Genomic DNA, 15,071 nt, shown 5'->3' with positions numbered 1-15,071 from the left:
ATCTACAGGGGTGCACATGAGTCTTTCGCCTGGCATGACATTGCTCAACGGTCGCTACAAGCTGGTCGGTGATCAGATATTGCAGGCCGGCGGCGGCGAGCTCTGGGGGGTTCTGGATCAGGAAGAGATCTCAAAACCCTTGCTGCTGAAGGCGTGGCCGTTCACGGACGACCGGCCGGACGACGTGCAGCGGGCCTTGTGGGACACGGAACTGCGCACGTTGTACCGGGTGCGCAGCACGCCGGGCTCTGAGGAGTCGTTGCTGCAGTTGCGTGATGTCGGCATCGACCACGGCGCCCGTAGCTTCGTCATGGTCTTCCAGACGCTAGGACTGGAAAGCCTCGCGACCTTCCTGGGCGCGAAGCGCGCGGACTTCCCTTGGCTCAGCGGACGACCTGAGGACCGCGTGGCCATGTGGCAGATGCTCGGCCGCTTCACCGACGGGCTCGGGCTGCTGCACGACCAGCAGGTCGTGCACCGCAACGTTGTGCCGAACTCGGTGTTCCTGGACCCCGCGGAGGGGCCTGAATCGGCGCGGCTGGGCGGATTCGAATGGAGCATTCGGCTGGGCCGGCCGGCGGCCAGGTCTGCGCCGGTCGGCTGGGAGACCGTCCCGGAGGCGTTTGCCGGCCGAACCGCATTCGGTCCGGATGCCGACTGGTTCGCCTTCGGCATGCTCGCGGCCCGGTGCATCTTCAACATCGAGCACTTCAACACGGGCGCGGTCACCCCGAAGGAGCGCTACCGCAGCGTCCAGCAACTGCTGGCCAAGCCGCGCGGCCGAGCCAGTAGCCTCGAGGTCGACTTCATCGGCCGCCTGATCGCCGAGGATCCGGCCACTCGGCTGCGGCACCAGTCCGACATCTCGGCCACGATCCGAGAGATCATCGGCGCGCTGCAGGAGCCCGGGCACGGTGACGACCCTGCCCGGCGGCACGTCGTCATGATCGATCCTGGGAACTCCCGGCTGATCGCCGGGTGTGAGGATCGGGGCCTCGCCGAGATCCTGCCGCTGGAGGAGGGTGACACTTTCGATCCCAAGCGCGCCGACCACCGAAACGCGCTGCATCGATTCCTCCACAGCGACTTCGCCCAGGGCGCCACACTCACCCCGATTCCGAATCGGGGCCAGTACGTGCTCTCGGGCCAGCGGATCCATCTGAAGATCGGCCCGTCGGTGAGCGATGTCGACGGCAAAGCCACCTGGCAGAACGCGTTCTGCACCGGCATCGTCGAGCATTTCACCTCGGATGTGGGCAGCCAGGTCAACGTCCCCGCGGGCCGGCTCGAGTTCTTCAGTACGCGGGAGCGGCGCTCACTCGGCCAGCATCTCGCCGGTTCGGCCAGGTGGGAGGCGCTGCTGCCCCGGATCGACAAAGCGCGGGAGCGGCGCGAGGAGCACGAACGCTTCAGCGACTTCGTGCGCATCACGAACCAGGTCGACATCCTGATTCGCGACGCCGAGCTATTCCGCTGCGAGATCGTCGACGTCGAGGTGGAGGACGGCAGCTGCACGAGAGTCGAGGTGCGCGAGATCCCCCGCGAGCACCGTCCGTCGAGCATGTTCGCGATCAAGGGCGGCATGACCGAGTTCCTGCTGCGGGAGATGCACAGCGGCAAGCCCAAATGCGACGTGGTCCAGCTGTGCTCACCGGACTCTGAGAGCATCGAGGAGCGCCCGGTCGCGCCGGAGTGGCTGGTGCAGAGCGTCGACATACCCGGCGGCACCGTCATGCTGACGCCGCACCAGGATCTTCCGAAGCTGCCACAGATCGGCGACATCCATGTGTTGCGGACCAAGGGCTTGGCCGGCCAGGTCCGCCAGATCGAGCGGCGCAAGGAGGCGATCGCCAAGCTCGTCAAGCATACGTATCTGCTGGAGAGTCTCACGTCGCCGGGACGCGTGCTCATGGACAACGGTCCGGCCCCGCTGCCCGTGCCCCTGGACACGGGCACGGTCGATGAAAGCAAGCTCAAGCAGATCGAGACCATCCTCGGCGTCCGTCCCATTTACACGGTGCAGGGGCCGCCCGGCACCGGTAAGACGCACATGGTCGCGTGGCTGCTGCGGGAGATCATGCAGGAGGACCCAGTTGCGCAGGTGCTCATCACGGCCCAGGCGCACCAAGCCGTCGACGTGCTCAGGGCGAAGGTCGAGCAGGACGCATTCGAAGGCGTGCCGGAGGACCGCCGGCCGCTGACGATCCGGCTCCGCCGCGTCACGCAGGACCAGCCCGGCCTAGCTGTCGAGGAGCAGGGCTCCGAGCAGCAGGTGACCCGGGAACTGCTGGAACAGACCATTGCCAGGATTGAGGGCAGACCGAGCGCGGACGAGCTCGCCCTCGTGCAGGCCGAATGGCTGGCCGCCTGCCAGGAGATGCTGGCTGGGCTGGCCACTCGCGACGCCTCGACGGCGAAGGAGTTCCGCGAGCTGGTCAAGCGGAGCGCCAGCATTACGTTCAGCACTACGGGTGACGGCGATCTGGCGGCGCTCGCGGGCGAGGTCTCCTACGACTGGGCGGTCGTGGAGGAGGCCGGCAAGGTTCACGGATTCGAGCTGGCCCTGCCGCTGTTCCTCGGACACCGATGGCTGCTCATCGGGGACCCGAAGCAGCTGCCGCCATACCGGATCGAGGACTACGAGAAAGCGGTGGCCGCGCTCGACACGACCGTGGCCGCCCTCGATGCCCTGCCCGGGCCGACTCGGAACGTGGACCGCGAGGTCCTGCTCGGCTGGCGCGATCGCACGCCCGAACGTCGAACCAAGTTCCAGGAATACTGCACGCGGTGGCTGCGGACGTTCGAGAAGCTCCACAAGCTGTGTGCGGTGCACGAGCCGGCGGACGGCATGCTGACCGGTCAGCACCGGATGCATCCGGACATCGGCGCCCTGGTGTCCGAGGTGTACTACGAAGGAAAGCTGTCCCACCACACTCGAGATCCGCAGACCCAGCGACCCAAACCGGGGATACTGCATAACCTGTCGGCGCCGGAGGGCGTCGACGGGCGGGCCATCGTCTGGCTCGACCTTCCGATGGCATCAGCGACGGACCGGCGCGCGGAGGAGAACGACACGCCGAGGTACCGCAACCCGGCCGAGGCTTATGCGCTCGACCGGTTTCTGCGCACTCTGCGTTCGGACAACGAACCGCCGCTCGATCTCGCGATCCTCTCGCCGTATGCGCAACAGGTCGGGTATCTGCGGCAGGAACTGGACCGGCCCGAATTCCGGGCGATGCTCGGCGGGGCGGGCCTGAGGCTGGCGCCGAATCCGCAGCGCTCGCAGGCCGGCGACGGCGCCCGGACGCGGGACGGATTCTTCACGGTCGACTCGTTCCAGGGGAATCAGGCCGAGATCATCGCGATCAGCCTGGTTCGCAACAACACCATGCGCAGCGGCGAAGGCCTGGGGTTCCTCGTCGAGGACAGGCGCATGAACGTGCTGATCTCCCGCGCGGAGCGCCTGCTGGTGCTGGTCGGGTCCTGGGATTTCTTCCACGCGCAGGTCCAGCACGTGCAGGACCAGGAGCAATGGACGAAGATCCAGCACCTGGCGGCCATGGTCGAACGCCTCGAGACCTGGTTCGAGCAAGGGCGCGCGGTCCGCATCGCGGCCGATCTGGTCGGCTACGAGCCGCCCGCCCACTGGGCGCGACGTCAGACCACGAACGTGAGGACGGTGACGGCGTGAGCATGATTCGCACCCTGGTGCCCCTGAATATGTACCGCGTCACGTACGAGCTGGCGCACGGCCGCCCGTACAGCAAGTTCGAGGAGCTGCTGCTCAAGGCGATCAAGGAATCCACGGACACCGGCGGCCGGACATTCCGGCAGCTCGCCGAGACCTTCATGATCCACGTGCGGCTCCTGACCGAGGGCCTGGTCACCCTGATCCAGGAGGGTTGGGTCGCGATGGAGCAGCGCGGCTCGGAGCTCTACTACCTCGCGACCGAGCAGGGGCAGGCCACGGTCGAGGCGGGCCGCCGGCCGAGCAACCTGCGGGTCCGCATGACGCACACCAACGTTGTGCGCGAGCGATTGACCGGCCAGCTCGCGCGCGCCTCCGAGCTGTCACTGATCACGGCGAACGTGCTGCGCCGGGCCGCGAACCGCGCGGTCTACAAGGAGGCGCTGCGGCCGCGGATCATCCGTACGAAGATCAATGGCGGAGAGGCGGAGCGGCTGCTTCCCCGCTCCGCGGGTCGCCAGGAGTGGGTGCGATGGATCGACTCCGCGGTCCGGGTCAGTCAGGATCTGCACTATCTGGCGGTGCGGGTGGACCTCGACCAGGACAAGGTTTTCGGCTTGCCGTACCAGTGGCAGCACCTCGGCCCGATGATCGTGGAGGAGACCCGTGAGCGACGCCTGGAGTTCGAGGCCGAGGCGGCTTTTCAGGCCGCGCTGCAGCGGCTCATGCCGAGTTCGGGCGACTCGTCCTTCGACGCCGCACCGGCGGTAGAGCGCCGGGCGGAGCCGTACGCGACCGCGTCCGTGTCCTGCAACGACCTCACGCTGCGTGGGTTCGCGGGTCGCGAGTTGGCCGGCGAGCTCTTCGCGCGGGCCGTCGGCAGTCTGCTGATCGTAGCGGGCAACCTGGACCTGCCGGCAGCCACGGCGGTCAAGGAGGCGGCGATCGTGCTGCGCCGCCGTGGCGTGCACTGCGACGTGCTGTGGTCCTGTGCCGACGAGGCGGCCGTCGACCCGATCCAGCGCCAAATCACGGCGATCAGGGCCGATGATTCGGCTCCGGGCCGGGCGCAGTTCAATCGGGCACCCGCCGGAGACGTCGCAGACATGATCATCACGGAGACACCGGACGGCCCGGTCGCTGCGGTCGGAGCGGGCCTGTTCGGCGGTGTGGGGCAAGACGACGAGCTGCGGCCGACGCTGCGGCTGACCGATCCGGCGGTGGTCGCCGCGGTGGCCCGCCTTTGCGCCGGTTGGTGGGAGGATCTCCCGGCCGGCGAGGGTGCGTTGCCGGCGCATCGTTGGAAGCATCTGGCCGAGAAGTGGACTGGCGAGGCGGCCAATCGGCCGCCGGAAGAGCCGGGTTTCGCGCCCGGATGCCCTGGTGGCCCGGCCTCGGAGTGCGCCGGTCGCGCGACCGTCCTGGTCGGTCCCCAGCAGGCGGCGTTCGCGGCAAGCCTGGCCGCCGAGCCCGCTCAACGGTATCTGTGTACCGAGCCTGACCAGGACGTGGATCGGCTCGTCGCCGACGCGGGCCACCTGCCGGGCACGGTCGGCCGTCGCTACCGTGTCGTGGGTGGTGTGGACGGCTGGCGGGCGCTGCGTCGCGAGGGCACTTCGTGGTCGGTCGACGTCCTGCCCGGCCCCTCCCCGACACCATCGCAGCGGCTGCTCGCCGTCGGCGCACGTTGGCTGGTCGCCTGCGGTGGCCCGGGCCGGTCCAGCATTTCCTTCTGCGTCGAGGGACACGTCGGTCAACGTGCCTGGTTGCGTACAATGAGCGACTTCGACATAACCTGATGGCGCTGCCCTCTACAGCGCGAATTTGTCGGGCTTGCCGCTCGGGGCCAGCGGCACCTCCGAGATGATGCGCACACTCACGGGCACGGCGGCGGGACCGAGCGACGCGGCGACCGAAGCGCGCAGACGCTCGAGGTCCGGGGTGCGCCCGCTCGCCGGGACGATGAAGGCGTGCACCGCCTCGCCCGTCTCGAACGACGGGCGCGCCACCACGTACGCCTCCGCCACCGACGGGTCCGACGCCAGCACGCGCTCGATCGGCCCCGCGTACACCAGCTCCGCGTTCACGATCACCACGTCCCGCGCGCGGCCCGACAGGTGTAGGTAGCCGCGTTCGTCCAGCGACGCCAGGTCCCGGGTGCGCACCCAGCCGTCGCGGAACACGTCCGCGGTCTCCGCCGGATCGTCCCAGTAGAAGGACCCTTGTGCGGGTGTGCGCACGTACAACTCGCCGTCGAGGATCTTCAAGGAGTGGGCCGCCGGGGGGCGGCCGACCGAAGCCAGCACCGCAGGGTCCGCGAGCATCTCGGTCGGGGTGGCCATGGCGATCATGCCTGTCTCGGTCTGGCCGTACCCGTGGAAGACGACCGGCCCGAGGACCGACAGGGCCTCCGCCAGCCGGGCCGGCTCCAGCGGCGACCCCGAGACCATCAGCGCGCGCAGGGTGCCGAGGTCGTCGGGGCGGGCCCGCACCAGCTGGTGCAGCTTGCCGACGGTGATGACGCTCGCGGTGGCGCGGTGGCGGGCGAAGGCCGGCAGGCCCGGCGGGCGGGCCGCGACCAGGGTGCCGCCGGCGGCCAGGGTCAGGATGCCGTACTCCAGCATGACCTGGCTGGCCAGCGAGCCGAACACGAGGTAGCGCTGCAGCCGCGCGGCCAGCTCGGCGATCGCCGGCGGCCAGCGCGAGGGGTACGGCGCCCAGGCCGCGCTCATCGCCGCGTACGTCTGCGCGCAGCCCTTGGGCCGGCCCGTGCTGCCGCTGGTCCAGATCAGCCGGGCGACGTCGGCCGGGCGGCCCGCGGCGCGCAGCGGGCGTCCGTCGTCCGCGAAAGCCGACAGGGACCGGAGCCGGGCCTCGTCGACGATGAGCTCGCCGTCGGTGAACGGCCGGGCCGATACCGTGGCGCCGACGGTGAAGGCGGCCAGGGTGGCGGCGAACGCAAATGGTGAAACGCCGAGTGAGAGCACCACCGGGGTGCCCGGTCCCGCGCCGAGGGCCCGGAGCCCGGCCGCGATCCGCCGGACGAGCGCCGCCATCGCGGCCGCGGTCACGACCAGCGGGCCGTCCTCGAAGACGGGCCGGTCGTCGCCGGTGGCCAGCAGATCGAGGACGGGCTGGGGCCAGACGCCCTCATCCGGCATCGGCGAGGACTTCCTTGATGAACGACGACAGAGGCTGCTGGTGTACCTCGGGCAGGTCCCAGTCGTTCTCGAGGTTCTCGGCGAGGTGGTGTTCGGCGACGACGGCGGCGCCGCGGTACACCCGCACCACGGGGTGCAGGTAGCTGGCGTCGTGCGCGGCGGCCGCGTCGTTCTCGGCGATGCGCGGCACCGTGATGTCGAACGGGTCGACGGTGTCGTGGTCCGGGCCGTACTCGAGCGTCGTCACGAACGCGAGCGGCACCTCGCCGAGGCCGCCGTCGCGCAGGAAGGCGACGGGTACCTCCTCCAGGTACGTGCCGTCGGCGAGGACCACGTCGGCGAGGACGCCGAACTGCTGCCACAGCGCCGAGGTGCGGTTGACGCGCGCGATGATGGCGTCGGCGATGGCGTCGGGCGCGGCGTCGACCACTGTGGACGGCCACGGGGTGTCGTGGTGGCGCACGCCCAGGATGCGGTGCAGGGCGCGCACGCCGTACCGGAAGCCGTGGATGAACCCGTTCGTCGCCTTCTTGAAGTCGCGCTGCTGGGTGAGGGTGCCGGCGAAGTAGAGCCCCGGCACGTTCACCGACTCGAACGCGGAGGTCTGCGCCGGGAAGCGGTCGTCGATGACGAGCTCGGGCCGGGCCGATTCGTCGAAGATCGAGGCGTCGAAGCGGAACCCGGTGGCGAGGATGATCCGGTCGTACTCCAGCCGGCGCAGCTTCTCCACGGTGCGTGCGTAGCGGAAGTCGATGCTCAGCCCGCCGCCGGCGCGGCGCTCGATGCGCTCGACGGTGCCGTCCAGCACCGCGTTCTGGCTCTTGAGCTGGTACGTGTCGAGGAAGTTGTTGTTCACCGCCCGCAGGTGCCCGACGTAGTGGGTCTGCCAGGCGAGCTTCACCGGGTGCGGGCCGGCGACGTGGATGACGGCGGCCGTCTCGACCAGCGCGTCGGCGGTCTCGAAGGCCGAGTTGCCCTTGCCGATGACCAGGACCCGCTGGTTGGTGAAGTCGTCCGGGTTCACGCTGACGGTGTCGTAGCGCTCCGCCAGCTCCGCCCCCGGGATCGGCGGCACGTACAGCCGCGAGACGCCGGTGGCGACGACGACCCGGCGGGCGGTGAGGTCGCCGGCGACGAACACGCCATCGTGGAAGGCGATGCGTGAGACCCGGGTGTCGTAGCGCACCTTCAGGGCCAGGCGCCCGGCGAAGTCGGCCAGGTAGCGCACGAAGTCGTCGGCCGGTGGGAAGTACCGCCGGCTGTAGTTTCTGAACAACAACGACGGGTCGTCGCTCAGCAGTGAGTTCCAGTCGGCCCGGAGGTTGAACTCCGGGTCCTGCGAGCCGGTCCAGATCTTGTTGATCGAGATCAGCGTCCGGTGCCGCGGATAGGTGGCGAAGAACGTGCCCGGCGCCGGGCCGGCCTCGAGCACCAGGTAGTCGCGGCCGTCGCGCTCCAGCAGAGCGGCCAGCTGCAGCCCGGCCGGGCCGGCTCCGATGATGAGGTAGTCCAGCGTCATGCGGCGCACCGTAACGAGCCGATTTCAGAACGTTCTGAGATTCGGTCTCTAGCGTCGCCTCCCATGACGCCAGAGGTTGACCTCGCGGCGCCGCTGCGGATCGCGGACCTGCTCGCCGCCCGCGACCCGATCCGGGTCACGGCCGGGGCGGCGGTCCGCGACCGGGTCGGGGCGGCGCGCGCCTTCCTGTCCAAGGTGCTCGGCGACGACCGCGCGGTGTACGGCAGCACCACCGGCTTCGGCGCCCTCGTCGGCTACGCGGGCCGCGCCGACCTGCGCGACCAGGCCGACAACACCCTCGCCCACCTGGGCGCCGGGCACGGCCCCGACATCGACCCGCACGTCGCGCGGGCCACGCTGCTGGTGCGGGCGTGGTCCCTCGCCCGCGGCGCGTCCGGGGTCTCGCCGCACGTCATCGACGCCCTCGTGGCCATGCTCGGCACGACGTTCGTCCCGGCGATGCCCCGCTACGGCTCGGTCGGGGCCAGCGGCGACCTGATCCCGCTCGGAGCGGCCGCCCAGGCCCTGCGCGGCCGCGGCCACGCCTACGTTCTCGGCGAGCGGATGCCGGCGGCCGAGGCGCTGCGCAGCGCCGGCCTGGAGCCGCTGCCGCTCGACGGCCGCGACGCGCTCGCCCTCGTCAACGGCACCTCGCTCACCACGGCCGCCGCGGCCCTCGCGCTGGCGTGCACCCGGGCCGCGCACCGGGCCGTCCAGCGGCTCACCGGCCTGCTCGCCGACCTGCTCGGCAGCGACCCGCAGTTCCTCGACGAGCGGCTGCTGCGGGCCTTCGGCCACCCGGGCGCGATCGCCGTCGGCGCCGCGATGCGCGGGTTCACCGCGGGCCTGACCCCGTCGGGCCAGCGCCCGCTGCAGGAGCCTTACAGCCTGCGGTGCTCGCCGCAGCTGCTCGGCGCGGCCGAGGACGCGCTGCGCTACGCCGACGGGGTCGTCGCGGCCGACCTCGGCGGGGTCAGCGACAACCCGCTGTTCTTCCCCGGCGACGACGCCGTCGTGCACGGCGGGAACTTCTTCGGCCAGCCGGCCGCGTTCGCCGCCGACGTGCTGTCGATGGTCGTCGCCCAGGTCGGCAACCTCGCCGAGCGCCAGCTCGACCTGCTCGTCGACCCGCACCGCAACAACGGCCTGCCGCCGATGCTCGCGGCCGGGCCCGGGCAGCAGCACGGCCTGCAGGGCGTGCAGCTCGCCGCGACCGCGCTCATCGCCGAGATCCGCCGCGACGCCATGCCGGCCAGCATGCAGAGCCTGCCCACGAACCTGCACAACCAGGACGTCATCCCGCTGGGCAACCAGGCCGCGCTGCGCGCCCTGGACCAGGCGCGGCTGCTGCGCCTCATCGTCGGCTCGCTCGCGGTGGGGCTGCGGCAGGCCGTGTACGTGGGGGCCCGCCCCCCGACCGCGCCCGGCAGCCGCGAGGTGCTCGACGCCCTCACGGCCGCGGTGCCCCCGATCGACCCCGACCGGCCGTTGGAGGACGACGTGCGGCGCGCCGCCGACGCCGTCGAAGAGCTCGAAAGGTGACCGACGTGACGCTGGACTACCTGATCATCGGGGCCGGCCCGGCCGGGCTGCAGCTCGCCGCGCTGCTGCAGGCCGAGGGCCGCCGCGACTACCTCGTGCTGGAGGGGGCCGAGCGGCCGGGCGCGTTCTTCGCCCGCTTCCCGCGGCACCGGCAGCTGATCTCGATCAACAAGCCGCGCACCGGCACCGACGACCCGGAGCTGAACCTGCGCGTCGACTGGAACTCGCTGCTGAGCGACGATCCGGAGCTGCTCTTCACGCGCTACACGCCGCGGTACTTCCCCCAGGCCGACGACTACCTGCGCTACCTGGCCGACTTCGCCGAGCGCCTCCGGCTGAAGGTCCGGTACAACACCCGGGTCGAGCGCATCGCCTTCGCCGACGGCGTGTTCACAGTGGACGGTCACACCGCCCGCCGGGTCGTCGTCGCCACCGGCGTGTCCAGGGCCTACGAGCCGCCGATCCCGGGCTTCGAGCTCGCCGAGCACTACGCGGACATGTCCGTCGACCCGAACGACTACCTGGACCAGCGGGTGCTCGTCATCGGCAAGGGCAACTCCGGGTTCGAGACCGCCGACGCGCTCATGGAGACGACCACCGTCATCCACCTGGCCGGGCCGAGCTCGGTGCACATGGCCTGGCGCACCCACTACGTCGGGCACCTGCGCGCGGTGAACAACAACTTCCTGGACACGTACCAGCTGAAGTCCTCCAACGCGGTCCTCGACGGCCAGGTGCGCCGCATCGAGCGCGACGGCGACGGCTTCAAGGTCACGTTCAGCTTCTCCCGGGCCGACGAGGTGGAGAAGGAGCTGCGCTACGACCGGGTCCTCGCGTGCACGGGCTTCCGCTTCGACGCCTCCATCTTCGACGACTCGGCCCGCCCGGAGCTCGCCATCTTGGACCGGTTCCCGGCGCAGACCTCGGCGTTCGAGTCGGTGAACGTGCCCGGCCTGTACTTCGCCGGCACCCTCACCCAGCAGCGCGACTTCAAGAAGTCCACGAACGGCTTCATCCACGGCTTCCGCTACGGCGTGCGGGCCCTGCACCGCATCCTCGAGTCGCGCCACCACGACACCCCGTGGCCGGCGACGCCGCTGAAGGCCACCCCGGAGGCGATCACCGACGCGATCGTCGCGCGGATCAACCGCACCTCCGCGCTGTGGCAGCAGTTCGGGTTCCTGGCCGACGTCGTGACGGTCGAGGACGGGCTGGTGTCGTACCTCGAGGAGGTCCCCGTCGCCTACCTCCGCGACGGCGGCGTCGGGCCGGTGCCGCTGGCCTTCGTCACCACGCTGGAGTACGGCCCCGACCACGACAAGGTCGACCCGTTCGACATCACCGTCGGCCGCATCGCCCAGGACACCGTCGGGCGGGCGCACGACGCCGCCTACCTGCACCCGGTCGTGCGCGTGCACCGCGGCGGCGAGGTCGTCGCCGAGCACCACCTCGCCGAGAACCTCGAGAACCGGTGGGACCGGCCCGAGGTACACGTGCGGCCCCTCGCGGAGTTCGTCGCCCGGCAGCTCGATGCTCGCTGAGCTGCGGGCCCGGGCGCGGGACCGGCTCGAGCCCGCGCACTGGGACTTCTTCGAGGGCGGCGCCGGCGACGAGCGGACCCTGCGCGGCAACGAGGCCGCGTTCGAGCGCATCCGGCTCGTCCCGCGGGTGCTGCGCGCGACCGGGCCCCGGGACCTGCGCACCACGCTGCTCGGCACCGGGCTGGCCGCGCCCGTCCTCGTCGCCCCGACCGCGTTCCACCGCCTCGCCCACCCCGACGGCGAGCTCGCCACGGCCCGCGGGGCGGCCGAGGCCGGCACGGTGCTCGTCGTCAGCATGGCCGCCACCGCGCCCGTCGAGGCGATCGCGGCCGCCGGGGGGCCGTGGTGGTTCCAGTTGTACCTCCAGCCCGACCGCGAGTTCACCGCCGCGCTCGTGCGCCGGGTCGAGGCCGCCGGTTGCCGGGTCCTCGTGGTGAGCGCGGACTCGCCGGTGTTCGGCCGGCGCGACCGCGACCACCGGCACGGCTTTCACGACCTGCCGCCCGGCCTGGCCTGCGAGAACCTGCGCGACGCGACCGGCGCGGTGCGCAGCATCGCGATGGACGCCACGCTCGGCTGGGACGACATCGCCTGGCTGCGCGGCATCACCGGGCTGCCCATCGTGCTCAAGGGCGTGCTGCACCCGGCCGACGCCGGGCTCGCCGTCGAGCACGGCGTCGCCGGGCTGGTGGTGTCCAACCACGGCGGCCGCCAGCTCGACGGGGCGATCGCGAGCATCGAGGCGCTGCCCGCGGTCGTGAAGGCGGTCGGGGGCCGGCTGCCGGTGCTCGTGGACGGCGGGGTCCGGCGCGGGGCCGACGTGGTGGCCGCCCTCGCGCTCGGCGCCGACGCCGTGCTCGTCGGGCGGCCGGTGCTGTGGGGGCTCGCGGCCGGCGGGGCCCAGGGGGTACAGACGCTGCTGTCGCATCTGTTCGAGGACCTCGACCGGGTGCTCGCGCTCGTGGGCGCCCGGACGCCGGGCGAACTCACGCCCGATCTGGTGGCCGCCCGATGATCTGGGCGCTGCTCGGGCTCGCCGCCGGTCTGCTGTGGACGGTGCCGCGGTGGCTGCCCGCCGTCGTCGTCGGCGTGCGCGAGTGGATCTTCCGGCGGGTCAACGGCGAGGAGGGCATCCCGGTGCCGGGCCCGCTGGTCGGGGCCGAGCAGTTCGAGCGCGTCTACGCCGATGCGGCGGCCGACGGGCGCAGCCGCGGCGCCGGGCTCTCCGACGTGTTCTGGTACTGGCTCGCCCCCGGGCCGCAGATGCACCAGGAGCACCTCGAGCCGGGGGAGCGGTACCGCCAGGTCGCCCGGGCCACCCGCCAGGTCCTCGCCGTGCCGCACGCCCGCTCCGACGAGCTGGCCACGGCGGCCACACGGCGCCGGCTCGACGCGCTGCCGCCCGGCCGCACCGCCCACGTGCGGCTGCGCGACCTCATGATGCCGATCTGGGCCGAGGTGTACTACGAGCTGGTCTTCGCCGAGCCCTGCCCGCCCGCGGCCCGCGAGCTCATCGTGGCCAACGCCGACGACGTGGTGACCGCGCTCAAGGGCACCTCGCTGCGGCACATGGACCGCCGCGACCGGCTCACCCGCTACCTGCTCGCGCGCATCGAGGACGGCACCTGCCCGGTGGTGCTGCCGGCCGGGTTCAGCGCGCGGGAGACGGCCTGGTACGTGCAGGGCGCGTTCTTCAACACCGCCGTCGTGCAGATGTCCGAGGCGATGGCGCACGTGCTGCTCAGCATCGCCCAGCACCCGCACCGCCCCGACGTCGACGACGACGACGAGCTGGACCGGTCGATCGACGAGACGCTGCGCGTGCACCCGCTGTTCGGCGTCGCGCACCGCATCACCTCGGCCCCGATCGTCGTCGACGAGCGGGTGACCCTGCCGGCCGGCTCCGTGCTGCTGTTCAACTACCTCGCGTACCAGCGCACCGGCCCGGCCGCCGACGACGCCTTCGACCCCGACCGGTGGCTGCGCGTGCCGAGGCGGGACGCGCACTACATCCCGTACGGCGTCGTGGCCAACCGTGCCTGCCCGGCCCGCGGCGCCGCCCCGGTCATGCTGCGCGCGGCCACGCGGGAGGTGCTGCGACGGTACTCCCTGAGCTCGGGCGCCGCCCACACCCGCTCGCTGCCGAGCCGCGGCCCGGCCTACCTCACGCCCGCCGGGGCCCGTGCGCCCGGCCGGATCCGGCTCGCGGCGCACGCGTCGCGCGACCGCTGGGCCGGCGCCGGGCGCTCGCTCACCCAGCTGGTCTGTGGAACGTACATGGTTTTCGACGCCCGCCGGCAGCGGCTGTGCGCCAACTACTTCCAGGAGGTCCGGCCGTGAAGCCCACCGAGCTCGCCCCCGCGTTCTTCGTCGCCGTCGCCGTGATCCTGCTCTTCTGCAAGGGCGTGGCCTGGCTGCTGGGCAAGGCCGGGCAGCCGGCCGTGGTCAGCGAGATGCTGGCCGGGGTCCTGCTGGGCCCGTCGCTGCTGGGCCTGCTGCTGCCGGGCGTGGAGCACTGGCTCTTCCCGGCGCCGTTGCTGCCGGTGCTGTACGTCGTGGGCCAGATCGGCCTCGTGCTGTTCATGTTCCAGGCCGGGTACGCCTTCGCCGGCCACCGCACCACCCGCATCGCCGGGACGGCCGGCGCGGTCTCGGTCGCCGGCGTCGCCGTGCCGCTGGCGCTGGGCGTGCTGCTCGTCGTGTTCACCGACGGGCTCGCCCCGGTGCAGAAGGAGGGCACGCCGCTCGGCGTCACCGCGGCCTTCGTCGGCGTGGCCCTGGCGATCACCGCGTTCCCGATGCTGGCCCGGATCATCACCGAGCGCGGGATCGAGGGCACCCGGTACGGCTCCCTGTCGATGGCCAGCGGCGCCCTCGACGACATGGCCGCGTGGATCATGCTCGCGGTCGTGCTCGCCGTCGCCTCCGGCGAGGCCCTGCCGGCGATCGTCACCGCCGGGGGCGCGGTCGTCTTCGCCGTGGTGCTGTGGTTCGGCGGGCGGCGCGCGGCCGGCGCGCTCATGGCCAGCGACCGCGTCGGCGACCGGGGCCGGCTGCTCGGCACCGTGGCGCTGCTGTTCGCGGTGGCCTGGTACACCGACAAGATCGGGCTGTACGCGGTGTTCGGCGCCTTCGCGGCCGGCGTCGTGATGCCCCGCACGCCGAACACCGACAAGGTCGTCGACACGCTCACCCCGGTCGCCGCGATCGTCTTCCTGCCGCTGTTCTTCACCTTCTCCGGCCTGCGCACCGAGTTCGGCCTGCTCAGCAACCCGGCGGTGCTGCTGTTCGCGATCGCCTGCGTGGTGCTGTCCGTCGCCGGCAAGTTCGGCGCGTGCTGGGCCGCGGCCCGCCTGCGCGGCGAGCCCAACGCCGTGGCGCTGCGCGTCGGCGCGCTCATGAACGCCCGCGGCCTCATGCAGCTCATCGCGCTCAACGTGGGCCTGGAGGCCGGCATCGTCGGCCCGGCGCTGTTCACCGTGCTGGTGCTCGTCGCGCTCGTCACCACGATCATGACCACCCCGGTGCTGGCCTGGCTCGACCGCCGCGCCGCCGTTTCCGCAAGCCTTCCGGAAAGAGACGTCCATCACTTCCCGGTTGCCCGTTGAGGGTGCATTGTC

9 protein-coding genes are annotated in these 15,071 nt (G+C 71.7%); 7 read left to right on the top strand and 2 right to left on the bottom strand.

Translation table 11 applies throughout. The annotated features are described in order from the left end of the window. Positions 1-34 precede the first annotated feature (34 nt). Positions 35-3,691: an AAA domain-containing protein gene (locus tag ACPPVO_RS44985; RefSeq protein WP_426504739.1), complete on the top strand. Its 3,657-nt coding sequence runs from the start codon at positions 35-37 to the stop codon at positions 3,689-3,691. Then, positions 3,688-5,487: a hypothetical protein gene (locus ACPPVO_RS44980; protein WP_426504737.1), complete on the top strand. Its 1,800-nt coding sequence runs from the start codon at positions 3,688-3,690 to the stop codon at positions 5,485-5,487. The genes ACPPVO_RS44985 and ACPPVO_RS44980 overlap by 4 nt, the downstream gene beginning before the upstream one ends. 12 nt (positions 5,488-5,499) lie before the next feature. Here ACPPVO_RS44980 and ACPPVO_RS44975 read toward each other — a convergent pair whose 3' ends face one another. Continuing rightward, positions 5,500-6,849 carry a class I adenylate-forming enzyme family protein gene (locus ACPPVO_RS44975; protein WP_426504736.1) on the bottom strand — a complete coding sequence of 450 codons (1,350 nt, stop codon included), beginning with the start codon at positions 6,847-6,849 and terminating at the stop codon, positions 5,500-5,502. After that, complete coding sequence (locus tag ACPPVO_RS44970) at positions 6,839-8,368, bottom strand: NAD(P)-binding domain-containing protein (RefSeq protein WP_426504734.1); 1,530 nt, start codon at positions 8,366-8,368, stop codon at positions 6,839-6,841. The genes ACPPVO_RS44975 and ACPPVO_RS44970 overlap by 11 nt, the downstream gene beginning before the upstream one ends. 63 nt (positions 8,369-8,431) lie before the next feature. On the opposite strand from ACPPVO_RS44970, the gene ACPPVO_RS44965 reads away from it, so the two are divergent. Genes ACPPVO_RS44965 through ACPPVO_RS44945 form a run of 5 tightly spaced genes read left to right on the top strand, consistent with a single transcriptional unit; the run spans position 8,432 to position 15,059 of the window. Beyond that, entirely contained in the window at positions 8,432-9,910 is a 1,479-nt protein-coding gene (locus ACPPVO_RS44965; protein WP_426504732.1) for an HAL/PAL/TAL family ammonia-lyase, read from the top strand. Positions 9,911-9,915: 5 nt separating this feature from the next. Beyond that, on the top strand, positions 9,916-11,451 hold the full coding sequence (locus ACPPVO_RS44960) for an NAD(P)-binding domain-containing protein (RefSeq protein ID WP_426504730.1): 1,536 nt from the start codon (positions 9,916-9,918) through the stop codon (positions 11,449-11,451). Then, positions 11,441-12,466, top strand: coding sequence for an alpha-hydroxy acid oxidase (locus ACPPVO_RS44955; RefSeq protein ID WP_426504728.1), 1,026 nt, complete (start codon positions 11,441-11,443; stop codon positions 12,464-12,466). The genes ACPPVO_RS44960 and ACPPVO_RS44955 overlap by 11 nt, the downstream gene beginning before the upstream one ends. After that, on the top strand, positions 12,463-13,791 hold the full coding sequence (locus ACPPVO_RS44950) for a cytochrome P450 (protein WP_426504726.1): 1,329 nt from the start codon (positions 12,463-12,465) through the stop codon (positions 13,789-13,791). Before ACPPVO_RS44955 ends, ACPPVO_RS44950 begins: the two co-directional genes overlap by 4 nt. Beyond that, positions 13,788-15,059 carry a cation:proton antiporter gene (locus ACPPVO_RS44945; protein WP_426504724.1) on the top strand — a complete coding sequence of 424 codons (1,272 nt, stop codon included), beginning with the start codon at positions 13,788-13,790 and terminating at the stop codon, positions 15,057-15,059. Before ACPPVO_RS44950 ends, ACPPVO_RS44945 begins: the two co-directional genes overlap by 4 nt. Positions 15,060-15,071 lie beyond the last annotated feature (12 nt).

It is taken from the genome of Dactylosporangium sp. McL0621 (genome assembly GCF_049995355.1).
Classification (GTDB): Bacteria; Actinomycetota; Actinomycetes; order Mycobacteriales; family Micromonosporaceae; genus Dactylosporangium.
The sequence above is the reverse complement of the archived record's forward strand: the minus strand, read 5'-3'. Positions and strand labels throughout refer to the sequence as shown.

What these genes read in the sequence shown, in the direction of transcription:
- ACPPVO_RS44950 (WP_426504726.1), top strand. Translation starts at nt 12,463, where the DNA reads ATGATCTGGGCGCTGCTCGGGCTCGCCGCCGGTCTGCTGTGGACGGTG.
- ACPPVO_RS44965 (WP_426504732.1), top strand. Translation starts at nt 8,432, where the DNA reads ATGACGCCAGAGGTTGACCTCGCGGCGCCGCTGCGGATCGCGGACCTG.
- ACPPVO_RS44955 (WP_426504728.1), top strand. Translation starts at nt 11,441, where the DNA reads ATGCTCGCTGAGCTGCGGGCCCGGGCGCGGGACCGGCTCGAGCCCGCG.
- ACPPVO_RS44970 (WP_426504734.1), bottom strand. Translation starts at nt 8,368, where the DNA reads ATGACGCTGGACTACCTCATCATCGGAGCCGGCCCGGCCGGGCTGCAG.
- ACPPVO_RS44975 (WP_426504736.1), bottom strand. Translation starts at nt 6,849, where the DNA reads ATGCCGGATGAGGGCGTCTGGCCCCAGCCCGTCCTCGATCTGCTGGCC.
- ACPPVO_RS44985 (WP_426504739.1), top strand. Translation starts at nt 35, where the DNA reads ATGACATTGCTCAACGGTCGCTACAAGCTGGTCGGTGATCAGATATTG.